19 protein-coding genes and 1 pseudogene are annotated in these 24,489 nt (G+C 53.6%); 9 read left to right on the top strand and 11 right to left on the bottom strand.

From position 1 onward, the window contains the following. Positions 1–14: 14 nt before the first annotated feature. The gene (locus tag H8K43_RS14840) at positions 15–893 is read left to right on the top strand and encodes a ZIP family metal transporter (protein ID WP_222611062.1); all 879 of its coding nucleotides are present in this window, start codon (positions 15–17) and stop codon (positions 891–893) included. A 29-nt stretch (positions 894–922) separates the two neighbouring features. On the opposite strand, the gene phnE is transcribed toward H8K43_RS14840, so the two are convergent. The 8 genes from phnE to prpR form a co-directional block, all read right to left on the bottom strand. Then, positions 923–1,720, bottom strand: coding sequence for a phosphonate ABC transporter, permease protein PhnE (gene phnE / locus H8K43_RS14835; RefSeq protein WP_186904534.1), 798 nt, complete (start codon positions 1,718–1,720; stop codon positions 923–925). Then, entirely contained in the window at positions 1,717–2,565 is an 849-nt protein-coding gene (locus H8K43_RS14830; RefSeq protein WP_329604532.1) for a PhnE/PtxC family ABC transporter permease, read from the bottom strand. The genes phnE and H8K43_RS14830 overlap by 4 nt, the downstream gene beginning before the upstream one ends. Before the next feature lie 7 nt (positions 2,566–2,572). Continuing rightward, complete coding sequence (locus H8K43_RS14825) at positions 2,573–3,448, bottom strand: phosphonate ABC transporter ATP-binding protein (RefSeq protein WP_186904532.1); 876 nt, start codon at positions 3,446–3,448, stop codon at positions 2,573–2,575. Continuing rightward, positions 3,448–4,281 (bottom strand): putative selenate ABC transporter substrate-binding protein, encoded by an 834-nt coding sequence (locus H8K43_RS14820; RefSeq protein WP_230404002.1) that lies wholly within the window; start codon positions 4,279–4,281, stop codon positions 3,448–3,450. Before H8K43_RS14820 ends, H8K43_RS14825 begins: the two co-directional genes overlap by 1 nt. A gap of 204 nt (positions 4,282–4,485) precedes the next feature. Further along, positions 4,486–5,442: a GGDEF domain-containing protein gene (locus H8K43_RS14815; RefSeq protein WP_230403976.1), complete on the bottom strand. Its 957-nt coding sequence runs from the start codon at positions 5,440–5,442 to the stop codon at positions 4,486–4,488. Positions 5,443–5,480: 38 nt separating this feature from the next. Further along, entirely contained in the window at positions 5,481–6,095 is a 615-nt protein-coding gene (locus tag H8K43_RS14810; protein WP_186904529.1) for a chemotaxis protein CheX, read from the bottom strand. After that, positions 6,092–6,457 (bottom strand): response regulator transcription factor, encoded by a 366-nt coding sequence (locus H8K43_RS14805; RefSeq protein WP_222611054.1) that lies wholly within the window; start codon positions 6,455–6,457, stop codon positions 6,092–6,094. Before H8K43_RS14805 ends, H8K43_RS14810 begins: the two co-directional genes overlap by 4 nt. Positions 6,458–6,554: 97 nt before the next feature. Further along, entirely contained in the window at positions 6,555–8,174 is a 1,620-nt protein-coding gene (gene prpR / locus H8K43_RS14800; RefSeq protein WP_186904527.1) for a propionate catabolism operon regulatory protein PrpR, read from the bottom strand. A gap of 298 nt (positions 8,175–8,472) precedes the next feature. Between prpR and prpB the strand changes: the two genes are divergently transcribed. The 7 genes and pseudogenes from prpB to H8K43_RS14765 all read left to right on the top strand — a co-directional run bounded on the left by prpB (position 8,473) and on the right by H8K43_RS14765 (position 17,803). Next, positions 8,473–9,363 (top strand): methylisocitrate lyase, encoded by an 891-nt coding sequence (gene prpB / locus H8K43_RS14795; RefSeq protein ID WP_162021813.1) that lies wholly within the window; start codon positions 8,473–8,475, stop codon positions 9,361–9,363. A 51-nt stretch (positions 9,364–9,414) separates the two neighbouring features. Continuing rightward, positions 9,415–10,569, top strand: coding sequence for a bifunctional 2-methylcitrate synthase/citrate synthase (gene prpC, locus H8K43_RS14790; protein WP_162021812.1), 1,155 nt, complete (start codon positions 9,415–9,417; stop codon positions 10,567–10,569). Between the two features lie 15 nt (positions 10,570–10,584). Next, positions 10,585–11,064: a GNAT family N-acetyltransferase gene (locus tag H8K43_RS14785; protein WP_186904526.1), complete on the top strand. Its 480-nt coding sequence runs from the start codon at positions 10,585–10,587 to the stop codon at positions 11,062–11,064. Between the two features lie 13 nt (positions 11,065–11,077). Beyond that, positions 11,078–13,669, top strand: coding sequence for a Fe/S-dependent 2-methylisocitrate dehydratase AcnD (gene acnD, locus H8K43_RS14780; protein ID WP_186904525.1), 2,592 nt, complete (start codon positions 11,078–11,080; stop codon positions 13,667–13,669). A 172-nt stretch (positions 13,670–13,841) separates the two neighbouring features. After that, on the top strand, positions 13,842–15,026 hold the full coding sequence (gene prpF / locus H8K43_RS14775) for a 2-methylaconitate cis-trans isomerase PrpF (RefSeq protein WP_186904524.1): 1,185 nt from the start codon (positions 13,842–13,844) through the stop codon (positions 15,024–15,026). Positions 15,027–15,162: 136 nt separating this feature from the next. Then, a pseudogene (locus H8K43_RS14770) lies at positions 15,163–17,067 on the top strand (propionate--CoA ligase); the annotation flags it as partial. Between the two features lie 124 nt (positions 17,068–17,191). Further along, positions 17,192–17,803 (top strand): hypothetical protein, encoded by a 612-nt coding sequence (locus H8K43_RS14765; RefSeq protein WP_186904522.1) that lies wholly within the window; start codon positions 17,192–17,194, stop codon positions 17,801–17,803. Positions 17,804–17,887: 84 nt separating this feature from the next. Here H8K43_RS14765 and H8K43_RS14760 read toward each other — a convergent pair whose 3' ends face one another. Together H8K43_RS14760 and H8K43_RS14755 are read right to left on the bottom strand one after the other, a co-directional pair. Continuing rightward, the gene (locus tag H8K43_RS14760; protein ID WP_186904521.1) at positions 17,888–18,769 is read right to left on the bottom strand and encodes an HDOD domain-containing protein; all 882 of its coding nucleotides are present in this window, start codon (positions 18,767–18,769) and stop codon (positions 17,888–17,890) included. A 220-nt stretch (positions 18,770–18,989) separates the two neighbouring features. Continuing rightward, positions 18,990–20,819, bottom strand: coding sequence for a DUF885 domain-containing protein (locus tag H8K43_RS14755; protein WP_186904520.1), 1,830 nt, complete (start codon positions 20,817–20,819; stop codon positions 18,990–18,992). Positions 20,820–21,117: 298 nt separating this feature from the next. On the opposite strand from H8K43_RS14755, the gene H8K43_RS14750 reads away from it, so the two are divergent. Then, positions 21,118–22,101 (top strand): fumarylacetoacetate hydrolase family protein, encoded by a 984-nt coding sequence (locus H8K43_RS14750; protein ID WP_186904519.1) that lies wholly within the window; start codon positions 21,118–21,120, stop codon positions 22,099–22,101. 80 nt (positions 22,102–22,181) lie between these two features. Here H8K43_RS14750 and H8K43_RS14745 read toward each other — a convergent pair whose 3' ends face one another. Further along, positions 22,182–24,479, bottom strand: coding sequence for a patatin-like phospholipase family protein (locus H8K43_RS14745; RefSeq protein WP_186904518.1), 2,298 nt, complete (start codon positions 24,477–24,479; stop codon positions 22,182–22,184). Positions 24,480–24,489 lie beyond the last annotated feature (10 nt).

The following is a 24,489-nucleotide window of genomic DNA, read 5'->3' as shown; positions in this document are numbered from 1 at the left end:
CTCAAGTCTGGCAAATGATGCAGGCCAGACCTGGATTGACGCTGGCATTTATTGCAGCTTTGGGAAGCTTGCTGATACTGCTCACCCAAAGTCTGTATCAGGTCTGGCAAGGTCAGGCCGCGATTGGTGTCGGGCTGGCGCTGGCAGCGGGTACTGCAGGTTTTCTTGCCACCGCTTTCGGCGCTTTACCAGCCTTGGTGATACGTCAGTTACCGCAGCAGCTGGAAGACAGTTTGTTGGGCTTTGCAGCGGGCATGATGTTGGCAGCAAGTGCCTTCTCGCTGATTATTCCTGGTATTGCAGCAGCGACGACTATGGTAGACAGCCGCGCACTGGCTGCCGGTGTGGTGGTGCTGGGGATGGCGGCAGGTGTGATGCTGATGCTGGGGCTGGATCATTTCACGCCACATGCGCATGATAAGAGCGGCCCTTGTGGTCCGGCGCATGAGCGTTGCGGCAAGGTCTGGCTGTTTGTGCTGGCGATTGCGATTCATAACCTGCCGGAAGGGATGGCGATGGGGGTTAGTTTTTCTCAAGGTGACATGAATGTGGGGCTGCCTTTGAGTACCGCCATCAGCATACAGGACATTCCTGAGGGGCTGGCCGTTGCGCTGAGTCTGCGCGGTGCTGGTATTGCGCGTTTGCATGCGGTGCTGATCGCTATTGCGACTGGCTTGCTGGAACCATTGGGCGCGGTGCTGGGTGTGAGTTTATCCGGCGGACTGGCGCTGGCCTATCCGATAGGATTGGGACTGGCGGCGGGTGCAATGTTATTTGTGGTATCGCATGAAGTGATACCGGAAACCCACAGAAACGGACATCAGACCAGTGCCACCTTAGGTCTGATGTTGGGATTCGCGCTGATGATGGTACTCGATACCAGTCTGGGCTAAGCGCAGCTGACGCACACTGCTTGTGCACTTTAGCGCGTCAGTCTGCGCCGTATCGCGAAGCTCAGGGCATCGACCAGCGCCACCAGCAACAGCATGGCGATGATGACTGTCGCCGCGCTGTGCATCTGGAACAGAGACAGATGGTATTTCAGCATTTGCCCCAGGCCACCTGCGCCGACCACACCCAGTATGGCGGCTGCGCGTATATTGTTTTCCCAGCGATACAGGGTGTAAGACAGCATTTGCGGCAGCCCCATCGGTAAGCTGGCGTAGAAAAATATTTGAGCGCGGCTGGCACCATTGATTTTCAGCGTCTGTGCGTTTTCCGGGGGCAGATTTTCCAGCGTTTCAGCAAACAGGCGACCCAGTACACCGGTAGTATGTGCAGCCAGCGCGATGGTCCCTGCGAAAGGCCCGAGTCCCGCTGCGATCAGCATAATCGATGCCCACACCAGTTCAGGGATTGCACGTGCCAGATTCAGTAACAGGCGGCTGCAGTGATACAGAAATGCACCATACTGTTTGCTGGCAGGCAGTGCCAGCAGCATGCCTGCCAGCGCAGCCAGCACGGTGCCCAGCGCTGACATAGCCAGTGTTTCCAGCGTCGCCAGCGCTGTCTTATGCAGAAAGCCCGCCTGCATATCGGGAGGTGCGAACCCGGCCAGAAAGTCGCAGCTGCTTTGCAGCGCCTGATCGCTGAATAACTCTGCCAAATGCATGTCCAGACTCAGGAAGCTGGCGCCGATCAGGGCTGCCAGCAACAGCAGTACCAGCGCAGTTTGCCAGCGTAGCACTGGCTGTGTATGTTGATAGTCAGGGTGCGTCATGCCAGACTCCTGCGCAGCCACTGGCTGAAACTGTCGGCCAGACTGACCAGTAACATGAAGACGATCAGCATCGTCGATACTTCCGCGCCCGCCAGCATTTTCATGGATTCATCCATACGCTGCCCCAGTCCGCCAGCACCGACAAAGCCCATGATCACCGAACCACGGATCGCACATTCCCAGCGATAGATAGTGTAGGACGCCAGTTCAGAGGCGGCAGCTGGCAGACTCGCATACAGAAATGCCTGTAAGCGTGAGCTGCCATTTATCAGTAACTGGCGGCTGCAGCTGGCATCGGTGGATTCCAGAATTTCCGCATACACTTTGCCCAGCATGCCGCAGTAAGTCAGCGCGATCGCGAGTACCCCTGCGCTGGGACCCAGACCCACGATACGAACAAATAACAAGGCCCATACCAGTTCGGGTACGCTGCGTAATAACACTAACAGCCAGCGTACGCTTTGACGGCACAGCCAGGGCAGGCGCGCCATACCGGATTTACCGATGGCAGAAACCGATAGCTGTGCATTCACGATCAGCGCCAGCGGTATGGCGGCCAGTAGCGCGAGCGTAACGCCAGCCGTGGCCATCGCGATGGTTTGCCAGGTCGCGACTAACACCAGTTGCAGGAATTCGGCATCATGCGCTGGCGGGAAAAAGTTCTTTAGGAATTGCCAGCTCGCTTGCAGACTTTGCGCATCCATCAAATCCCAGGGCCGGAACTCGGTCATGCTAAGCAAAGGCCAAAGCAAAACTATAGCCAGTAGCAGCAGGCTGACGCGCGATTTCCAGGCGGGATCGCGCAGAGCGTCAGCGTGCAGCGGTGCGGATCTTTCAGCGTTCACACTCACCTCAGAAACAGCGCATGGTGTCCGGCAGCGCCGTGTCTGGCGCTGCGGCAGTGGCAAGGTGTGCGGGCGCGCTTGTGCTGCCCGCATTACGATATAACCCGGTCAGCATGGCATCGGTGACGCGATCGGTATCAAACAGGATTTCGCCCTGACGCAAACCTATCACTCTGGGGAAATGCGTACGCGCCAGTTCGACCTGATGCAGGCTGCAAATCAGCGTAGCCTGACGTTGGCGCGCGAGTTGTTGCAGGCTGTTCAGCGTCTGCACGGCCAGGGTTGGGTCCAGTGCTGACAGTGGTTCGTCCACCAGCAGCAGGCGTGCATCCGACAGGCAAAGACGGGCCAGGCCGCAGCGTTGACGCTCACCGCCGGACAGCTGGTCCACCCGGGCATACAGTTTATCCTGTAAGTGAAAGTGCGCCAGCGCTTCATAGGCGGCAACCGGATCAGACGGACTGAACAGGCTGCGCAGCGACTGCCATAGCGACCATTGTGGCAGGCGGCCAGCCAGTACACTGGTGATTACACGCTGGCGCGCGGGCAGTGGCGGGCTTTGCGGTGCCAGGAATAACTGGCGGCGCATCGCATGACGCTCCGCATCTGTGTGCTGCCAGGGATAACTGTCATTCCAGACCAGCTCGCCACTGGCAGGCTGGTGTGCACAGGCGAGCGTATGCAGCAGGGTGGTTTTGCCCGCACCGGAAGGACCGATGATGGCAATCTGCTCGCCAGACTTAATCTGCAAAGAGATATTTTTCAGTGCAAAGTTCTGGCCAGCGTCAGACTTGGATGCTGCCGCACCAGTATGCCGCACACACAGATCGCGCAGGCTGATTTGGGTGGCGGGTGCTGCGTTTGAGACGGGTGTGACCGACATTACTTGAGTAAGCCCGCATTGTGTGCAGCCGCTTCTATGGCTTTGTAATTCTCAGCTTTGGTCGGGATGAAGCGTGCAGCGCGTTGCAGCTCAAGAATTTCTTTATCTTCAGGTTTGGATGCATCCAGCGCGAGGAAGGCATCGGTGATTTTTTTGCGTAAGTCGGCTGGCATGTCGGCGCGTACCGTCCAGTTATAGTCAAAATAACCTGGCGTGGTATAGAACACGCGCACCTGACGGGGATCGACTTTATTTTGCGCTACCAGTTTTTCCCAAACCGAGATATTGAGTGCGCCGGCATCGACTTTGCCGCCAGCAACCGCCGCCACAGTCGCATCATGCGCACCAGAGAATGCAATGCGCTTCATGTCGCTATCCGGATTGATTTTCGCTGCCAGTAAAAATGAGCGCGGCATCAGATGGCCTGAGGTTGAAGACTCAGAGCCAAAGCTGAAGGTCTTGCCTTTCAGGTCTTCCAGCTTATTGATGTCTTTATGGGTAGTGACGAATACCGATTTAAATTTTTCATCTTCTTCGCGCTGTACCAGTGGGATGACCTGGTCTTTACTGCGAACTTTTGCCTGTACAAAAGTGAAGCCGCCGAACCATACCATGTCGAGTTTTTTATTGATCAGGCCTTCTACCGATGCCGCATAATCAGTGACGGGCGTGAACTCGACTTTCATGCCCAGTTTCTTTTCCAGATAAGCACCCAGTGGTTTGAATTTACGCTGCAATTCTGTCGGTGCTTCGTCAGGAATAGCGGAGACGCGCAATACTTGCTGGGTTTGGGCAGATGCCATGCCGGAAAATCCAAGCAGACTGGCAGTCATCAGCAGTGTGAGTTGGCGACGGGAGAAGTTCATAGTCTTAGTCATGGCTATACCTGAAAGAGAAAGTGGGAGGACGCTGCATCAGCGTCAGTGTGAGAACAGAATTCCAGACCAGATTACGGATGGGGATTCGTACAATGATAAGTATAAAGTAAATTCTGGCAGTGCTTCGCCGTATCATGAATCAGGCTTTACACTGATACTTTAGTTCCCGGGTTTGGGAAAGCTCAATTGCGGTAATTCTTTGTAAAAACAGCGATTGCGCCCCTGTTTTTTTGCTTCATACAGTGCCGCATCGGCGGTGCTCAAGAGCGCATTCGGATCGGTGCTTTCCATCTTGTTGAAATGGCTGTAGCCGATGCTGATACTGACACGATCACCGATTTTGGAGCGTGCATGCGGAATGTCGCTGTTCCAGATTGCCAGTCGTAATTTTTCCGCGAATTGTACAGCCGATTCTTGCGCCATATTCGGTAGCATCAGCACAAACTCTTCACCACCGAAGCGCGCCACCACATCACTGGCGCGCAGCAATTGCTGTTTGAGGGTATTGGCGACTTCGATAAGGGCTTTGTCGCCGATCACATGACCATAGAAGTCGTTATATTCTTTGAAGAAGTCGATGTCGACCATGAATACAGAAATTGAACTGTTCTGGCGGGTGGAATGTCCCAGTGCCATCTTGAAGTGTTCGTCAAAAAAGCGTCGGTTATAAATGCCGGTCAAACCATCGGTGGTCGCTTCTTTTTTCAGTAGTTCTGAATGGGAGCGCAGGATTTTTTCACGCTTGATCGAGGTTGTCGAGTCAGAAATCTGTATCAGGCAACAGCGTTCGCTACCTATCTGTATCGGTGTCAGTGTCACTGACTGATGCAGTCTGACCGCTCCTGGCACATCCAGCATGCGTTCAAACAGCGCCAGCGGCGAGCGGTGCAAGGCATTCGATAGCACCACCGGCAGTCCATAGTTGAGGGTGTTTGCCAGCGCAAGAGAAAAGGCGCGGCTGGGCGGTTCCGAAAACGCTTCACTGACTGGCTTGCCAATAGCCTGTTTTGCTTCCATGCCGCTGTGGCGTGCTACCCAGTCATTCCATAAAGTGACTGTTTGCTGACTATCCACCACGATCAGTCCCAGACTGATGGTGTTTAGTATGACTTCCATTGCTGTGGGCGATGGAGTGGCAGGCACCGGCACCGACATTAGATTTCCCCTAAAAAGCGTTCGATTTGGGTGATCAGGTCTTTCAGTGAAGTTGAACTTAACAGGAAAATCAAATGACCTTCTGAGCGTCGCTTTTCAATCGCCAGATCAATATGCAGCAATAATAGGTAAGAATGATCGACATCTTCTTCATTGAAACGATGCAGAATTTCTTCCGTTGATGCGACCGAGTAATCCGGTAAGGAGCAATTCATCGGAATGCTCAGCATATCCGCCATGGCGGACAGGCAGGCATTAAGAATAATATTGCCGAGTTCACACATGGCTTCTTGTTCAAATTCAGCCAGTTCTTCCAGGCTGATTTGTGAACCCATCATGTCACGTACAATTTCCAGTGCGTGTTCTTCTGTGAACAGCAGAATTGCCTCGGCTTCAAAGCTGCCAGTAAAGGTCTGATGCACTGCACCAAAGCGCTCACCCTTGAGTCCCATGACTGACAGATCAATCTCGGACGACTTGCGAATTTCAACTGAAGGTACAGATAAACGGACTTCATCGCCGACAATTTCTGACAGGCTGGCCGCGGCCCGGCCTGCGCCGACGTTGAAAACTTCGCTTAGTGCATCAAGATGTAATTCGCTCAGAATGTTCATGCTGCGCTCGCAAAGTAATTGAGTACGATAGCGATCGATTTTTCTGTAACTGGTTTAGCGACGAAAATCGAACCGATAGAATTGGCGCGGGATTGCATCGTATCTTGTACGTTAGCAGAGAAAATGGCGATGCGCATGTGTGGATGTTTCTGCAGTATCTGCTCGGCAGCATCGGTACCCAGCATGCCCGGCATATTAATATCCATGGTGCAGAAATCCGGTTTCGCTTCATCGACTATCTTGAGTGCATCTTCACCAGTTGCAGCTTCCACAAATTCCCAGTCTGGCTGAACGGCTTTCACGTGGGCACGAATGACCATGCGTGAGACTTTGCTATCGTCAACAATCAGTAATTTTTTCATAGTGAGCACTTGATCCAGTTTGCCGTTGTGTAAGATTCTTCCCAGCATTTTACCTTACACTGATATTAATATTGTGACGAAAAGATACAATTATTAATCACCTCAACTTTTTCATTTTTCGCCATAAAGTTGTTCTGCTGATGCCGAGATAAGCCGCGGCTGCTTCACGGTTTTGCTGGAACATTTCCATTGCTTTCTCTATGGAAACTTCTTTATCGTCCATCTCTGCAGATGTTGCCACATCTATCAGGGTAGTTGAGGTTAAAGATTGTTTCTTTGATGTAATTTCAGGCAAAATTTCTTGAATGAAATGTGGGCTCAGCGCCTGCAAAGGTTCAGCTGCCAGAAACAAGGCAAGGCGCTCCATCATATTCCGCATTTCGCGTACATTGCCCGGCCAGTGATAGGCGCTCAGCAAAGGCTGGCAACTCAGCATTTCCGCATGCAGATTCACATGTGGGCGCGCGCCCATCGCAGCCAGCGCGTGCTTCAGACACCAGACCGCGAGCGGCAGTATATCTTCAGGTCGCTCGCGCAGTGTAGGCATGCTCAGACGCAAAACCGCCAGGCGGTAAAACAGGTCGGCGCGGAACTGTCCGTTGGCGACGCGCTGTTCCAGATCGCAATGGGTGGCGCTGATGATGCGCACATCCACCGGGACGGGACGCACGCCACCGACCCGCACGATTTCGCGCTCCTCCAGTACGCGCAATAGCCGGGTCTGCAGCTGGAGCGGCATTTCACCGATTTCATCCAAAAACAGGGTGCCGCGATGCGCAGTTTCAAACAGGCCCGCATGGCCGCCGCGTTTCGAGCCTGTGAAAGCGCCTTCTTCATAGCCAAATAATTCAGACTCGAGCAGATTTTCCGCGATTGCACCACAGTTAATGGCGACAAAGGGCTGACGTGCGCGCGGGCTTTCTCTGTGTATGGCCTGAGCGGCTAATTCTTTGCCGGTGCCGGTTTCGCCCTGAATTAATACGGTAGCAGGGGAGCGTGCAAACAGGCTGACGGCGCGCCGGGTAGCCTGCATCGCGGCCGAATCGCCGCGCAAGTCAGCCAGGCTGTGGCGCGCCCTGAGTGCATCAGCCGCTGGGTGATTGCGTCCTCGGCTGCTTTCTAACCGGGTCAGACGAGCGATTTCAAGTGCATCATTGAATGCCTGCCGGATTGAGGTCGCTGAATACATAAAGATGCCGGTCAGTCCGGCTTCTTCAGACAAATCGGTAATCAGACCTGCGCCGACGATGGCCTTGATACCGGCTGCTTTCAGTTCGCTGATCTGGGCGCGTGCATCCTCTTCGGTCACATAAGTGCGCTGCGCAATCTGAAACCCAAAAGTCGTTTTAAATTCGGCCAGCTCAGGCATAGTTTCCTGGTAAGTGATCAGGCCGATTTCCGGTGAAACGCGGCGCGCTCGTGCCAAGGCCTGCATTAAGTCGAAGCCGCTGGCCTTGGCGATCACGACTGGTACCGGCAACCGGCTCTTCAGGTAGGCGCCGTTGGAGCCGGCGGCGATCACGGCGTCGCAGCGTTCGCTCAGCAGGCGTTCGCGTATGTGTTGTACCGCGTCTTCGAAGCCCATCTGCAGCGGAACGATATCAGCGTTGGCATCGTATTCGACCATGATGTCGCGAAACATATCAAACAGGCGCGAGATCGAGACGGTCCAGATCACCGGTTTTTCCTGGTCGCGGGTGGTAGCCGGATATTTCATGGAGAGTTCATCTTTCGTTGGGCTATACAGGACTGTTGCAAATGAGTGTTGCGGCGTTTCATTTATGTGTTTCAATGAAACCTCATTATGAAACAAGTAGTCTGACTTGTCATGCTGTCTGTAGTCTGATCTGGCGCAAATCAGCTCGCTAAGTGCTTGATTTTTATTGCTGCAAGCCTAAGCTGGGGCTGGCAGAGTCGCTGTGAATGCTGTACTGGCACAGGCTTTGCAATGGAGTGGCTAAACTTGTTCAACAACACCCGGCTGTGGCATCACGCCGGTCACTGAGAGAAAGCAGATGAGTCAATATTCCGCAGGAGCCGCCTTCCGTAAGGCGATGCAAGAAGAGTCCCCGTTGCAGGTGGTCGGTGCTATCAATGCCAATCATGCTTTACTGGCAAAACGTGCCGGTTTTAAAGCAATTTATCTGTCCGGTGGCGGTGTTGCTGCCGGCTCACTCGGCTTGCCGGATCTGGGCATTTCCAATCTGGATGATGTGCTGACCGATGTGCGTCGTATTACGGATGTGTGCGATCTGCCTTTGCTGGTGGATGTGGATACCGGTTTTGGTTCCTCCGCCTTCAATGTCGCCCGCACTGTGAAGTCCATGATCAAATTCGGCGCTGCCGCCATGCATATCGAAGATCAGGTGGGTGCCAAGCGTTGCGGCCATAGGCCGGGCAAGGAAATCGTGTCTAAACAAGAGATGGTCGATCGCGTTAAAGCAGCAGTCGATGCGCGTACCGACGAAAACTTCGTCATCATGGCACGTACCGATGCGCTCGCAGTGGAAGGTCTGGACGCTGCGATAGACCGTGCGCTGGCCTGCGTGGAAGCCGGTGCGGACATGATTTTCCCGGAAGCGATTACCCAGCTCGATATGTACAAACAATTCGCGAATGCGGTGAAAGTACCGATTCTGGCCAACATCACAGAATTCGGCGCTACACCCCTGTACACCGTCGAAGAATTGAAATCCGCAGATGTGGGCCTGGTGCTGTATCCCCTTTCCGCATTCCGTGCCATGAACAAAGCCGCTGAAAATGTCTATCACGCGATCCGTCGCGACGGCACCCAGCAGCAGGTAGTCGACACCATGCAAACCCGCATGGAATTGTACGAACGTATCAATTACCACGATTTTGAACAAAAGCTGGATGCCTTGTTTGCACAGCAAAAAGCAAAATAAACCTTACAGCCAAAACGAATTCAATCAGATAAAAACCGACTGGAGATCAGCATGAGTACTCAAGATAACCCAACGTTCAAACCAAAAAAATCAGTTGCCCTGTCCGGCGTCACAGCAGGTAATACCGCGCTGTGTACCGTAGGTAAAACTGGCAATGACCTGCATTACCGTGGTTACGATATTCTGGATGTGGCAGATGCCTGCGAGTTTGAAGAAATTGCGCATTTGCTGGTACACGGCAAACTGCCGACTGCGGCTGAACTGAAAGCCTATAAGGCTAAGCTCAAAGCTCTGCGCGGTTTGCCTGTCAGTGTGATGGCCGTGCTGGAATGTCTGCCAGCAGCATCTCATCCTATGGACGTGATGCGTACCGGTGTCTCCGCACTGGGTTGTGCTTTGCCAGAAAAAGATGATCACAACACGCCGGGTGCACGCGATATCGCCGACCGTCTGATGGCGTCGCTGGGCTCCATGCTGCTGTACTGGTACCACTTCAGCCATAACGGCAAACGGATCGATGTAGAAACCGATGATGAATCGATTGGTGGTCACTTCCTGCATTTGCTGCACGGTGTAGCGCCTTCCGAATCCTGGGTCAAGGCAATGCATACTTCGCTGATCCTGTACGCAGAACATGAATTCAATGCCTCGACTTTCACTGGCCGTGTGATTTCCGGTACTGGCTCGGATATGCATTCTGCCATCACAGGTGCGATCGGTGCCTTGCGCGGTCCTAAGCATGGCGGTGCGAATGAAGTTGCATTTGAAATCCAGAAGCGCTACGACAATCCTGATGAAGCCGAAGCAGACATCAAAAAGCGCGTGGAAAACAAAGAAGTGGTGATCGGTTTCGGTCACCCTGTGTACACCATTTCTGATCCGCGTAACAAAGTGATCAAAGAAGTCGCGCGCCAGCTATCGGAAGAAGCGGGTTCCACCAAAATGTTTGATATCGCAGAACGTCTGGAAACAGTGATGTGGGATATCAAAAAAATGTTCCCGAATCTGGACTGGTTCTCTGCCGTGTCCTATCACATGATGGGTGTACCTACTGCGATGTTTACACCGCTGTTTGTGATCGCACGTACCTCTGGCTGGGCAGCGCATATCATAGAACAGCGTATCGATAACAAGATCATTCGTCCTAGCGCCAACTATGTGGGGCCGGAAGATTTGAAATTCGTTCCTATCAGCGAGCGTCAGTAATCATCCGGAGACCTCGTGAACTCTGACACTTCTGCTTTGCTGTGCCGGCGTGCGCGGCAGTCTGATCTGCCAGGTTTGCTGGCGCTGATTGCCGACGATGTGCTGGGTAAAAACCGCGATCACGGCGACCCGGACCAGGCTTGCTATGTGCAGGCTTTCCATGCCATCGATCAGGATGCTAACCAGTTATTGCTGGTGGCCGAATTAGCAGGGCAGCAGGGGGAAGTCATTGCGATGTTGCAGCTGACTTTCATACCCGGCCTGAGCCGGCGCGGTGCCTGGCGGGCGCTGATAGAAAGTGTGCGTGTCAGCAGTGCTTTGCGTGGTCAGGGCATAGGCCGCTGGCTGATGCAGCAGGCAATCACGCAAGCGCGTGAGCGTGGTTGCCGCCTGGTGCAGCTGACCAGTGATAAACAAAGACAAGAGGCGCACCGTTTTTACGGCAGCCTGGGATTTGTCGCCAGTCACGAGGGATTTAAACTCGCGTTGTCATGAGAAAGAAAAACCTATGAATAGCCAATTTCGTCAAAACCTGTCCGGCACTCAGCTGGACTATTTCGATGCCCGTGCGGCAGTCGAAGCGATACAGCCAGGTGCTTATGCCAGACTGCCTTACACCTCGCGTGTACTGGCAGAAAATCTGGTGCGTCGCTGTGATCCTGCGACACTCAACGATTCTTTAAAACAGCTGATCGAGCGTAAGCGCGAGCTGGATTTTCCCTGGTTTCCGGCACGTGTCGTATGCCACGATATCCTGGGTCAGACGGCCTTGGTCGATCTGGCCGGTCTGCGTGATGCGATTGCAGAGCAGGGCGGTGATCCGGCTCAGGTGAATCCCGTGGTTCCGGTGCAGCTGATCGTCGATCACTCGCTGGCGGTTGAATGTGGTGGCTTCGATCCGCAGGCGTTTGAAAAAAACCGTGCAATCGAAGACCGTCGCAATGAAGACCGCTTCCACTTCATTAACTGGACTAAGCTGGCATTCAAAAACGTCGATGTAATCCCGCCAGGTAATGGCATCATGCATCAGATCAATCTGGAACGCATGTCGCCGGTGATCCATGCGCAGAACGGCGTCGCATTCCCGGATACTCTGGTGGGTACTGACAGCCATACTCCGCACGTAGATGCGCTGGGTGTCATCGCTATCGGTGTCGGTGGTCTGGAAGCTGAAAATGTGATGCTGGGCCGTGCATCCTGGATGCGTTTGCCCGATATCATCGGGGTTGAACTGAGTGGCAAGCCTCAGCCTGGCATTACTGCAACCGACGTGGTGCTGGCACTTACAGAATTCCTGCGTCAGTCCAAAGTGGTCGGCGCTTACCTCGAATTTTATGGCAGCGGTGCAGCCGCGCTGACCTTGGGTGACCGCGCCACGATTTCCAATATGGCGCCGGAATACGGTGCCACTGCCGCGATGTTCAGCATCGATGAGCAGACCATCAATTATCTGAAACTGACCGGTCGCAGTGAAGAACAGGTCGCTCTGGTGGAAACCTATGCCAAGACTGCTGGCCTGTGGTCCGATAGCCTGGTTGATGCCGAATATGAACGCGTGCTGAAGTTTGATTTGTCCAGCGTGGTGCGCAATATGGCTGGCCCATCCAATCCGCATGCACGGGTTGCGACTGCTGATCTGGCTGCCAAAGGGATAGCGGCTGCGTGGCAGGATGTGCCTGGTCAGATGCCGGATGGCGCAGTGATTATCGCTGCAATCACCAGCTGCACCAATACCTCGAATCCGCGCAATGTGATCGCTGCTGGCTTATTGGCGCGTAATGCCAATCGCCTGGGTCTGGTCCGTAAGCCTTGGGTCAAATCCTCCTTAGCGCCAGGCTCCAAAGCTGTCACCTTGTATCTTGAGGAAGCTGGCCTGATGCCTGAGCTGGAAAAACTGGGCTTCGGTGTGGTTGCGTATGCGTGTACCTCATGCAATGGTATGTCCGGTGCCTTGGATCCGGTGATACAGCAGGAAATCATAGACCGCGATTTGTACGCGACGGCTGTGTTATCCGGTAACCGCAATTTTGATGGCCGTATCCATCCTTATGCAAAACAGGCTTTCCTGGCTTCGCCACCGCTGGTCGTGGCCTATGCGATTGCGGGTACTATCCGCTTTGATATAGAAAAAGACGTGCTGGCCGTGGTGGATGGTAAAGAAATCCGTCTGCAAGACATCTGGCCTCAGGATGAAGAAATCGATGCGATCGTGAAATCCAGCGTCAAACCTGAGATGTTCCGCAAGGTGTATGAACCGATGTTTGCGATCTCCACTGAGCAGGCCGCCAGCGTGCCACCGCTGTATGACTGGCGTGCACAATCAACCTATATCCGCCGTCCGCCTTACTGGGAAGGCGCTCTGGCCGGTGAGCGTACTATGCGTGGCATGCGCGCACTGGCTGTGCTGGGTGACAATATCACGACCGATCATTTATCGCCTTCAAACGCCATCATGCTTAACAGTGCGGCCGGTGAATATCTGGCCAAAATGGGTTTGCCGGAAGAGGATTTCAATTCCTATGCAACCCATCGCGGCGATCACCTGACGGCACAACGTGCGACCTTTGCCAATCCCACCCTGAAGAACGAGATGGTGCGTGATGTCGAAGGCAAGGTCAAAGCGGGTTCGCTGGCCCGTATCGAACCGGAAGGCAAGGTCACACGCATGTGGGAAGCGATAGAAACCTATATGGAACGTAAGCAACCGCTGATTATCATCGCCGGTGCGGATTACGGTCAGGGTTCTTCACGTGACTGGGCTGCCAAAGGCGTACGTCTGGCCGGTGTGGAAGTGATTGTGGCAGAAGGCTTTGAGCGCATACACCGCACCAATCTGATTGGCATGGGTGTGTTGCCGCTGGAGTTCAAACCGGGTGTAAATCGCCTCACGCTGGGACTGGATGGTACAGAAACCTATGACGTGACTGGCGCCCGCACACCGCGTACCAGCCTGACCTTGCATATCCATCGCAAAAACGGCGAACACCTGGAAGTGCCGGTCACCTGCCGCCTGGATACCGCAGAAGAAGTCTCTATCTACGAAGCCGGTGGTGTGCTGCAACGCTTCGCCCAGGATTTCCTGGAAGCGACGAAAAGCTGATGTGATGATTTGATGGGCTGATTTAACACAGAGAGTACAGAGGGAATGAGACACAGAGAAAAGCTGGATAAATCGTTTACTCCTGCAGTTCTCTTTTTCCTCTGTGTCTCTGTGTTTAGCGCTTTTCGGCGCTTTTAATCTCAGTCTCGTATTCAACAGAATTGGACGATGTATGACTTATCCGGCTCAAATTAAAATCCCCGCTATTTATATGCGTGGTGGCACCAGTAAAGGTGTGTTTTTCCGGGTGCAGGATTTGCCCGAAGCGGCGCAGCAGCCTGGTCCGGCGCGTGATGCCGTGTTGTTACGTGTGATTGGTAGCCCCGATCCTTATGGTAAGCAAATTGATGGCATGGGCGGTGCGACTTCCAGTACTTCTAAAACCGTATTGCTGGCGAAGAGTAGTCAGCCAGACCATGATGTAGATTACCTGTTCGGTCAGGTCGCTATAGATAAGGCCTTTGTGGACTGGAGCGGTAACTGCGGCAATTTGTCGGCAGCGGTTGGAGCTTGTGCCATACAAATGGGTCTGGTCGATCAGGTGCCACAGAATGGCATCGCTGTGGTGCGTATCTGGCAGGCGAATATCGCTAAAACCATCATTGCGCATGTTCCGGTCACTAATGGTGAAGTACAGGAAACCGGCGACTTTGAACTCGATGGCGTGACCTTTCCAGCCGCTGAAGTACAGCTGGAATTTATGGACCCTGCCGCCGAAGAAGAGGGGGGCGGCGGTGCCATGTTCCCAACCGGGAATCTGATCGATACGCTGGAAGTACCAGGTGTAGGGTCTTTGCAGGCGACCATGATCAATGCTGGCATTCCTACTATTTTCATCAAGGCAGAACAACTCGGGTATAGCGGCGCAGAATTGCAGGAAGCGATTAACAGCGATGCGGCAGCACTGGCTAAGTTTGAAACCATACGCGCCTATGGCGCTGTACGCATGGGGCTGATCTCGCATCCCGATGAAGCGGCTAAACGTCAGCACACGCCTAAAGTCGCCTTCGTGGCGGCACCATTGGATTATGTCTCGTCCAGCGGTAAGTCAGTCAGCGCCAGTGACATCGATTTGTCGGTGCGCGCGCTGTCTATGGGCAAATTGCACCATGCAATGATGGGAACGGCGGCAGTAGCCATCGGTACTGCGGCTGCGATTCCCGGCACGCTGGTGAATCTGGCGGCCGGTGGAGGTAAGCGCAGCGCAGTACGCTTTGGTCATCCATCCGGCACGCTGCGGGTCGGTGCTGAAGCGACTCAGGTGGATGGTGTATGGGTAGTGAAAAAAGCCATCATGAGCCGCAGCGCGCGCGTGTTGATGGAAGGCTGGGTCAGAATTCCCGGTGATACTTACTGACGCCATCATGGACTACTTAAGCACCATGCTAAACAACGCTGCCCCTTAAAACGGCAGCGTTTTTTTTATTCGCTTACACCAAACTGACAGACAAAAAGCAAAAAATTAAAAACAGCAGTACTTACGCAATCAGACTGGAGACATCATGAACTATCAGGATTTTTATCAGGCATCTCTGCAACAACCTGACCAATTCTGGGATCAGCAAGCACAACTCATAGACTGGCATAAGCCTTACACTGAGGTGCTGGATCACAGCCATCCACCGTTTGCACGCTGGTTTGTCGGCGGTGAAACCAATCTCTGCCATAACGCAGTGGACCGCTGGCTGAACACGCAGGCAGATTTGCCAGCCCTGATAGCGATTTCCACAGAAACCGGTCAGGAGCAGGTGTATAGCTTCGCTGACTTGCATCGCGAAGTGCAGCGCATGGCTGCGATTATGCAGAGCCTGGGTGTGAAGCAAGGGGACCGGGTGTTGATTTATATGCCCATGATTGCTGAAGCTGCATTTGCGATGCTGGCCTGCGCCCGTATTGGCGCCGTGCATTCCGTGGTATTTGGCGGCTTTGCGGCGAAAAGTCTGGCAACCCGTATTGATGATGCGCAGCCGGTCCTGATCGTATCTGCTGATGCGGGTATGCGCGCTGGCAAAGCCGTGCCGTATAAGCCTTTGTTAGATGAGGCGATTGCTGCTGCCAGCCATCAGCCTGCTCATGTCTTGTTGGTGGATCGCGGGCTGGAGGCGATGCAACTGGTAGCCGGGCGCGATGTGGATTATGCCGCATTGCGTGAACAGTATCTGGCGGCGCAGGTAGCAGTGACCTGGCTGGAATCGAATGCGATGTCGTATGTGTTGTATACCTCAGGCACCACCGGTAAGCCTAAAGGGGTACAGCGTGATGTGGGTGGTTATGCGGTCGCGTTGGCGGCTTCGATGAAGCATATTTTTTGCGGTAATCCGGGTGAGGTGTATTTCGCCACGTCGGACATAGGTTGGGTGGTCGGCCATTCTTACATCGTGTATGGCCCGCTGATCGCTGGCATGGCGACCATCATGTATGAAGGTACACCGATACGGCCAGATGCCGGTATCTGGTGGAGTATCGTGGCACGTCATCGTGTGAGCCGCATGTTCTCTGCGCCTACCGCGATTCGCGTACTGAAAAAGCATCCGCCTGAACTGATGAAACAGCACGATTTATCTTCGCTGAAGGCCTTATATCTGGCCGGTGAGCCGCTGGATGAAACCACCTCCAGCTGGATTGCCAATGAGCTCGGCGTGCCGATTATTGATAACTACTGGCAGACCGAAACTGGCTGGCCCATCCTGTCGATTGCACGCGGCATCGAGCATAAAGAGACCCGGCTCGGCAGTCCCGGCGTCCCCATGTATGGCTATGATGTACGCATCATCAATGAGTCTACCGGACAGGAATGTGCCGCCAATGAAAAAGGCGTGGTGGCGATACGCGGGCCGCTGCCGCCGGGCTGCATGCAGACCGTATTCGGCGATGATGCACGCTTTGTGAATACCTATTGGAGTCAGTTCGCGCACGAACAACTGTATTCGACCTTTGACTGGGGCATACGCGATGCCGATGGCTATTTCTTCATACTCGGCCGCACTGATGATGTGATTAACGTCGCCGGACACCGTTTGGGTACACGTGAAATCGAAGAGAGTGTGTCCAGCCATGCTCAGATTTCTGAGGTGGCGGTGGTTGGGGTAGAAGATAAGCTCAAAGGTCAGGTCGCGGTTGCGTTTGCGATTTTGAAGAAGCCTGAGTTATATCCGGGTGAGGCTGAAAAACGTGCGCTAGAAGCTGAAGTGATGGCCGTGGTGGATAAGCAGCTGGGTGCGGTGGCGCGTCCGGCCCGCGTGCATTTTGTGAACAGCCTGCCCAAAACCCGCTCTGGCAAATTATTGCGTCGTTCTATACAGGCGATTTGCGAGGGACGGGATGCAGGTGATCTGACCACGATAGAAGATCCGTCTTCACTGACCCAGATACAGGCGGCACTGGCTGGCCCGCGCTGAATGCACTTTTCTCAGCATAAGTTTGTCTTATGTTAGGATCAGGCCCGGTAACGCCGGGCCTGTTGTTAATGATGCAGGATACTGGCGCTTTAAGCTTCACCCTGATTTCAGAAAGCCCTGAGGTATGCAGTCTGTCGATTTATCACAACTGGTCAGTTTTACGATAGCGGTCAATGCGCAGCCTCTGCCCGATGCGATACGCTGCCTGAGCATGGAGTTGCAGCTATCAGCGTATGGTCAGGCCAGCGCCAGTCTGGTGCTGGATACGGCGCTGGTGCCGTCGACGCAGAAATTATTGTTACCAGGCTCGGCGATAGCGCTGGGTCTGGGCCCGGGCGGACTGAATCAGTTGCGTTTATCCGGACGCATACTCAGCCTGCGTTTGCGTCTCCAGCCAAATCAGCCGCCCACGCTGGAGCTGCAATGCCAGATCGAGCAAGTGCTGTATCCAGGCGCGTCAGCGCAAGCAGCGCAGCCTGAGCTGCTGCTGGTCATGGGCGAATCTTTGCTGGCGGCAGATTTAACACTACAGTCGCTACCGGGTGAGCCTGTGCAAAGTGACTTCGGTGTTTCCGGTCAGGTGCAGTGTGCTGGCAGCATAGCGGCGCAACCCGGCGGCTTATTGGTGTTAAGGGGCTGCGGCCGCCGTTTTGATGGCGCGCACCGTATCGGGCAAGTCACGCATCATATCAGCGAGGGGTGCTGGCTGACCGAAGTCAGTCTGGCACAGGGTTGAGCTTGCGGTGAGTCTGTCAAAAAAAAAATCCCCTGTACCGCAGCGGTGACAGGAGGCTTTTGTCGATGATGTGATCGCTGAGCGTCAGGCCAGCAATGCAGAAGTCAACGTACGCAATTCCTCGTCCGACTCTTCCAGTATGCTGTTGAGCGTGCCATCGCCGACCACAAAATCAATTTCTGATGTAAAGCGCTCAGACTCTGCATAGGAATTGAAATCCAGCGGTGATTTGGTGGCAGCCAGTTCATTCGCCAGCAACAGAGTGTCGCCCAGGGTTTCCGGTGGCATGGCGCGTAAGCCGTACCACATTGATTCCAGCGCTTCCACCACAGAGCCGGGCAAGCAGAGTTTCTGTATCACGGCACGACCGATGATGGCTTCAGAGGATTCGAGGTCGACCAGCGTATCCTCAAATTCAGGTAGCTCGTCATCGACTTCACCGACGCCAAATGTGTCTGGTTCCAGCAAAGACGGAAATTCTTCCGCCTGGGACAGCAAATAAAAATTACCGACTTCATGCACGATGCCGGCAAACATGGCGGTATCCGGGTCCAGCCGGGTGATGCGGCGCGCAATCACCTGGGACAGCGCCGCGACTTGCGCCGTGTGTTCCCACAGTTTTTGCGTTTTTGCCTGGATGGCTTTGTCTTTGCTCGATCCGGCCAGCTGGCGCACGATCAGGCTGGATACGATGGCCAGCAAGGTCTTGAAGCCGAGCCGGTTAATAGCAGCTTTGACATTGGTGACATCACCACCACGGTTGTACGCGGCAGAATTGGCAATCGCCACCACTTTTGCAGCCAACAGCGGTTCATTGAGGACCAGTTTACTTGCCATATCGACAGAACAATCCGGATCGTCCAGCGTTTGTTGCAGCTTCAGAGAGGCGGCTACATTGGCTGGAAAGACCAGGTCACCCTTGTGGGCTTGCTCAACGATGCATTTGAGTGCTTTTTGTCGGTTCATCGCAGAATTTCACTGTGAGTTCATGATGGCTATGGCATTACGCTTACATTAAATAGTTTGAAAAAGAAAAATAATGCAAAGCGGCAACGCTGCCCACTAGGGTTTCATTCTGCTTGACTTAATCTCTCAGGTCAATCAGGCAGTGTGGCTTGTGCCAGAAAACGACCGGAAAATCCGGTCGTCAGCAGGAATGAAAGCAATGTAATTGTAAAAATAAAACTTATTTGCTTGCGTTAACAGATTTCTGTTCAGCAATCCATTTGCGCATTTTAGTCTCTAATAGCGATAAAGGTAGCGTACCATCACTCAAAATCGCATCATGGAACTGGCGCAGATCAAAGCGTTGCCCCAATTCAGCCTCAGCCAGATGGCGCAATTCCATGATTTTCAGCGATCCTATCTTGTAACCCAGCGCCTGACCCGGCCAGGCCATATAACGTTCTATCGCCTGGCGTGAAGCAGCTTCGGTATAGCCCAGGGTCTGTTGCAAATACTTGATGCCCTGTTCACGGGTCCAGCCCTTGGCGTGCATGCCGGTATCGACCACCAGGCGGGTAGCGCGCAGCATTTCATCGCTCAGATGACCGTAGTAAGCCGGTGGATCATTGGCGAATAAGCCCATTTCCTTGCCCAGGGTTTCTGCATACAGTGCCCAGCCTTCGGTGTAGGCAACATTGCCACCGACGCGACGGAATTTAGGCACATCCAGTTCTTGCAGGCTGGCCAGATGGAAGTGGTGGCCGGGCTGACCTTCGTGCAGATACAGGGTTTTCATGCCGGTACTTGCATAATCTGCCGGATTATTGATGACGGCCCAGAACACGCCGGGACGCGAACCGTCTAATGCAGGCGAGGTGTAATGATCGGATGCGGTTTCGCGGCTGATTTCAGGCTCAGGGCGGATTTCCAGCGGTGCTTTCGGGATCTTGCCGAAATAGGTAGGCAGGTGTTTGCGGATTTCCTGATCAATCGCTTTATAGGCGTCCAGGATTTCTTTTTCAGTCTTAAAAGTGCGGTAAGTGGTTTGGGTTTCCATCCAGCCAGGTAAACCTTGTGCATCACCGTGATAGCCCAGTTTAGGGCCAAGAATCGCATATTCACTTTGAATACGTGCGACTTCTTTTAGGCCGATGGCGTGTATTTGTTCCGGCGTCAGATTGGTCGTGGTTTGCTCTGCAACCCAGGCACGATACCAGGCGGCGCCGTTCGGCAGCGCACCCCAGCCTGTGCTTGGTCGGGCCGAAGGCAGATAGTCATCGTGAAGGAATTGGTAAAACTCCTTCAGCGCTGGCAGGGTTTTTTGTGTGATTTCACGTTGATACGCTTCACGCAAGCGGGTCTTGTCGCCATCAGAGAAGCTGGCCGGCATATTGATAATCGGCAGGTAGTAAGGGTGATCCTCTACTTTGCCGGAAGCCAGTTGTTTGAACTGTGGCAGCAAAGAATTGACCAATGCCATAGGCAGTGTGATATGGCGCTTTTTACCGGTCCGCATATTGCTGGTGGCCTGATTCAGCCAGTCTGGCAATTGTGTGATGCGGCTCAGATAAGCGTCGTATTGTGCCGGGGTGTTCAGCGGCTGTGCGCTTTGGCCGCTGCCAAAATGGGCGAGTGTCAGTGGGATGCTGTCCATTTGATTGATGGGCAGAAGGTGGTCAGGGTAAGCTGCCAGTGACAGATTGCCTTCCAGTTCGTGCAGCAGGATGTCGTAAGTCACACGGTCTTGTCCGGACAACTGGCCGACAGCTAATGCCTTAAGCTCTTTGACCATGTTTTTCCAAAACGCGATCTGACGTGCACGTACCTCAGGCTTTAAGGTCATCGGCAATTTATCGTCATAGCCGGCATCGCCATGATAAGTCGCTTCCAGCGGATTGAATTCTGCACTAGCGACATAGTAGCGATCTGCCAGTGCCAGTAATTTTTGTTGTGGATTCGCGGTTTTGCCGCTCAGCGTGGTGTTGGTTTGTGCTGTGGCAGGCAGGCTGTAGGCGGTGTTGACTAATCCCAATCCCAGCAGCAGGGCAGGCAAGATGCGTAAAGTGCGCATGGATTTATTCACAATAAGCTTTCACTAAATGTCACGTCAATTGGATCAATATCCGCTGCAGGCAAAGAATTCGCTGCACGGACTATGTTGTCATTTTAAGGCAGGAGTGCCAGATGGATACACAAGGATTTGCGAAATCCGGCGTCCCTATGTCGGTCTGGCAGCTTGCTGACTGAGCTGTTTGGAGCGCGCCGGGCTGGCATAGTTCACTGCTTAAGAAAAATCTGCGGCCTGACGCTATCGCAGCCAGCGTAGCTGATCAGGTACAATGCGGCAAACCTGACTGTACAGAGGAAATATGAAGTTAGCGAGCTTAAAAGACGGGTCCCGTGACGGACAATTAATCGTGGTTTCGCGCGACCTGAAAACGGCCTGCATCGCCAACGGCATTGCGCCGACTTTGCAACGCGTACTGGATGACTGGCAATTCATGGCACCGCAGCTGGAAGAGCTGTATCAGCGTTTGAATGCAGGTAAAGTCGCCTATAGCTTCGATTTTCAGCCGCATCAGTGCATGGCGCCTCTGCCGCGCGCATTTCAGTGGGCGGATGGCTCTGCCTATGTGAATCACGTAGAGCTGGTCAGAAAAGCGCGTCAGGCCGAGATGCCTGAGAGCTTCTGGCATGATCCGCTGATGTACCAGGGCGGCAGTGATGATTTCATCGGCCCCTGTGATGACATTGTGCTGGGGTCAGCCGAATGGGGTGTTGATTTTGAAAGTGAAATTGCGATCATCACCGATGATGTGCCTATGGGCGTGAGTCCCGACCGTGCGGCTGAGCATATACGCTTACTCATGCTGGTCAATGATGTCTCACTGCGCAATCTGATTCCTGCAGAACTGGCGAAAGGTTTTGGCTTTTTTCAGTCCAAACCGGCCTCCAGTTTCTCTCCGGTGGCAGTGACACCCGACGAGTTAGGCGAAGCCTGGCGTGATGGCAAAGTACATCTGGCGCTGCGATCAAGCTGGAACGGCAATCTGGTTGGTCAGCCGAATGCCGGTATCGATATGGCTTTCTCTTTCCCGCAACTGATCACGCATTTGTGTAAAACCCGCCGCGCGCGCGCTGGTACCATCATAGGATCGGGAACGGTGTCCAACAAAGACGCCGCCAAAGGCTATAGCTGTATCGCCGAAAAACGTGCGCTGGAAATGATCGCTACTGGCGAAGCTATTACTCCGTTTATGCAATATGGCGACAGCATTAAGATAGAAATGCTGGATAAAAACGGCAAGTCCATCTTCGGTGCGATTGATCAGAGCCTGGTTGAGCCGGATTAAGCCCGCCCTTCTTCATAACTGAATCAACAACCCGTATCTGTATGTGGATAAGGGTTGTTGAACACACCAATTCAGCCAGACTACTGACGTCCTAACTGGAAAAATACCGTACGCGCACCATTCTGGCCTATCGCAAAGCCCAGATATACTGGCCCCATGAAACTGTTGACGCCACCAAAGAAACTCAGACTTTTGCGCAAAGAGTTGACAGAGATATCCTTCTTTTCATTCCAGACATTGCCCATTTCGAGTGAAGAGCCAACGAACAGGCTTTGTCCCGCCATTTCGAAATTGACGGCGCGCAGCAGATAGGTGGCGCTGCCATATAGCATGTAGTTGCCAAGGAACTGATCTTGCTGATAGGCGGACAAGCGCTGGAAACCACCCAGCATCGAGCCTATCCCACGTATCTTGTTATCGTTTTTCTGAAACAGTCCTGCGGCGCTGAATTTCAGATTCAGGCTGTGGCTGCCGTAACTCTTGGCCCAGACTGTATCGAGATTGAATTCCTGGTAGCTGTCGCGTGAACGATCCATGCCCAAAAATAAGCCGGTATCGACTTTGTAGCCTTGGCGCGGAAAACTGGGGTCGCTGAGCTGATCGATCACAACACCCGTTTTAAGTCCATACTGTTGAATACTCGCGCTAGGCAAGCTGTCAACTGAGCCGGTGATGTCCACGCCATTTGACGTGATCACCCCGCCCAGTTTCGGAACAATACTGTAGCGGTTGTAATTTAAACCTAGCCGTGCTTCGCCCAGCGTACCCAGATTACCGAGCCGGTATGCAACTTCGACACCGGCTTTTTGTGCACGCAGACTATATTCAGCGAGCCGCACATTGTCTCTGTAGAAATTCACAGTATTTTCGCTGATCTGCGCAAAAGGCAGCAGATAACTGCCTTCGCGCTCAAACAAGGGTTGTCGTAATTCCGTGCGGTATTTGAGCGTATTACCAAGCTCCACATCATTGCGCCACTCCAAACCACCCTCAGTCAGCCATGGACGACGATGTCCGATTTGCAGGCGGTAGCCACCTGCACCATCGAAGCCGCTGGATAAAGCCAGACCAAAACGCAGAAAATGCGGGCCCCAGTTTTTGCCATTAGCCTGAATCCTGATGCCATAGCGACGGTCTTTTTGAACCAGTTCATGACTCAGATTATCAAACTCTCTGGTCGTGCCCAGTGCAGCCAGTTTGGCATTGACTTCTTCCGCATTGTAAAAGCTGCCGATTTCAAATCCTATCAGGCGCCGGATGTCGGCCTCGGGAATCGCGGTATTGTTGTCGATATCGATAAAGCTGATTTGTATCGGTGGCAGTTGAGGATTCTCGCGCTTGTTTTGCGCCACCCGGTAGGCCTGATCTGGTAAGGCAAGGCCCGCCAGTTTCGTCTGCAATTGTCTGGCTGCAGTCTGACCGATTTCTGTGGCCTCCTTGGATCGTCCAAAGTCCAGAAATCCTATATTGCCCAGGTTGGGCTCGATCAGGATGTCGCTTTCCCTTAAGCTGGCTTTCTGCGCATTGACGTTTTGTTCGGTCAGGATATTGACCATTTGCTGACTCACGTTGAACAGGGTCTGCAATTGCTTGCGCGGCATGAGCGGGGTGCCAATATTAACTGCAATAATGACGTCCGCCCCCATGTCTCTGGCAATGTCTACCGGCAGGTTACGCACCAGTCCGCCGTCCGACAGCAAGCGACCATCGATTTCTGTTGGCGCAAATACGCCAGGCGCAGCCATGCTCGCACGTATCGCTTTATGCAGCGCGCCTTTGTCAAAGACGACCATTTCACCGGTTTCCAGATCGGTCGCGACAGCGCGGAAGGGGATGGGCAGCTGGTCAAATTTGATGTCTGGTGCCAGATGTGAGGTCCAGTTTTGTATCAGTTCCTGAAACTGGCTGGCCTGCACCACGCCGCTAGGCAGCCTTACCCCGTTTTCACTCAGACCCAGCGTGGCGCCGAGCGGATATTGCTCGTCCTCTTCGCGTATGCTTTGTGGCAGTTGGCGACGGTCTATGCGATCCAGCGCAATATCATTGAGTTTCAGTTTTTCCAGACGTTTTTCAATTTCTGTGGCTGGGATGCCTGATGCGTACAGGCCGCCAATGACCGCACCCATACTGGTACCCGCGATGCAGTCTATCGGTATGTGCATCGCTTCCAATTGCTTGAGCACGCCTATATGGGCGAAGCCACGGGCGCCGCCACCCGATAAAACCACGCAGATTTTCGGCGTTTTGGAGCTTGTCGGGTTGGCAGCGGGAAGCTGCGCTGCGGCAGGATCATGTATAAATAGTGTGAGTAAGAGGCTCAAAACAGAAAAAAAAGCCAGATTCTTGCCTAAGTTTGGTGCGAAGTGAAATTTGAGCATGGAATTCTTT

The sequence above is a fragment of the Cognatundibacterium curvum genome (assembly GCF_014284235.1).
Lineage (GTDB): Bacteria > Pseudomonadota > Gammaproteobacteria > Burkholderiales > Burkholderiaceae_D > Undibacterium > Undibacterium curvum.
This window is presented reverse-complemented; position numbering and strand designations above follow the sequence as displayed.

Excerpts from the sequence above, each read along its gene's own strand:
- H8K43_RS14810 (WP_186904529.1), bottom strand. The coding sequence starts at position 6,095 with ATGAACATTCTGAGCGAATTACATCTTGATGCACTAAGCGAAGTTTTC.
- H8K43_RS14815 (WP_230403976.1), bottom strand. The coding sequence starts at position 5,442 with ATGGAAGTCATACTAAACACCATCAGTCTGGGACTGATCGTGGTGGAT.
- H8K43_RS14755 (WP_186904520.1), bottom strand. The coding sequence starts at position 20,819 with ATGCGCACTTTACGCATCTTGCCTGCCCTGCTGCTGGGATTGGGATTA.
- H8K43_RS14745 (WP_186904518.1), bottom strand. The coding sequence starts at position 24,479 with ATGCTCAAATTTCACTTCGCACCAAACTTAGGCAAGAATCTGGCTTTT.
- prpR (WP_186904527.1), bottom strand. The coding sequence starts at position 8,174 with ATGAAATATCCGGCTACCACCCGCGACCAGGAAAAACCGGTGATCTGG.
- phnE (WP_186904534.1), bottom strand. The coding sequence starts at position 1,720 with ATGACGCACCCTGACTATCAACATACACAGCCAGTGCTACGCTGGCAA.
- prpC (WP_162021812.1), top strand. The coding sequence starts at position 9,415 with ATGAGTACTCAAGATAACCCAACGTTCAAACCAAAAAAATCAGTTGCC.
- acnD (WP_186904525.1), top strand. The coding sequence starts at position 11,078 with ATGAATAGCCAATTTCGTCAAAACCTGTCCGGCACTCAGCTGGACTAT.
- H8K43_RS14765 (WP_186904522.1), top strand. The coding sequence starts at position 17,192 with ATGCAGTCTGTCGATTTATCACAACTGGTCAGTTTTACGATAGCGGTC.
- H8K43_RS14840 (WP_222611062.1), top strand. The coding sequence starts at position 15 with ATGATGCAGGCCAGACCTGGATTGACGCTGGCATTTATTGCAGCTTTG.
- H8K43_RS14820 (WP_230404002.1), bottom strand. The coding sequence starts at position 4,281 with ATGACTGCCAGTCTGCTTGGATTTTCCGGCATGGCATCTGCCCAAACC.
- prpF (WP_186904524.1), top strand. The coding sequence starts at position 13,842 with ATGACTTATCCGGCTCAAATTAAAATCCCCGCTATTTATATGCGTGGT.
- H8K43_RS14825 (WP_186904532.1), bottom strand. The coding sequence starts at position 3,448 with ATGTCGGTCACACCCGTCTCAAACGCAGCACCCGCCACCCAAATCAGC.
- H8K43_RS14750 (WP_186904519.1), top strand. The coding sequence starts at position 21,118 with ATGAAGTTAGCGAGCTTAAAAGACGGGTCCCGTGACGGACAATTAATC.
- prpB (WP_162021813.1), top strand. The coding sequence starts at position 8,473 with ATGAGTCAATATTCCGCAGGAGCCGCCTTCCGTAAGGCGATGCAAGAA.
- H8K43_RS14760 (WP_186904521.1), bottom strand. The coding sequence starts at position 18,769 with ATGAACCGACAAAAAGCACTCAAATGCATCGTTGAGCAAGCCCACAAG.
- H8K43_RS14805 (WP_222611054.1), bottom strand. The coding sequence starts at position 6,457 with ATGAAAAAATTACTGATTGTTGACGATAGCAAAGTCTCACGCATGGTC.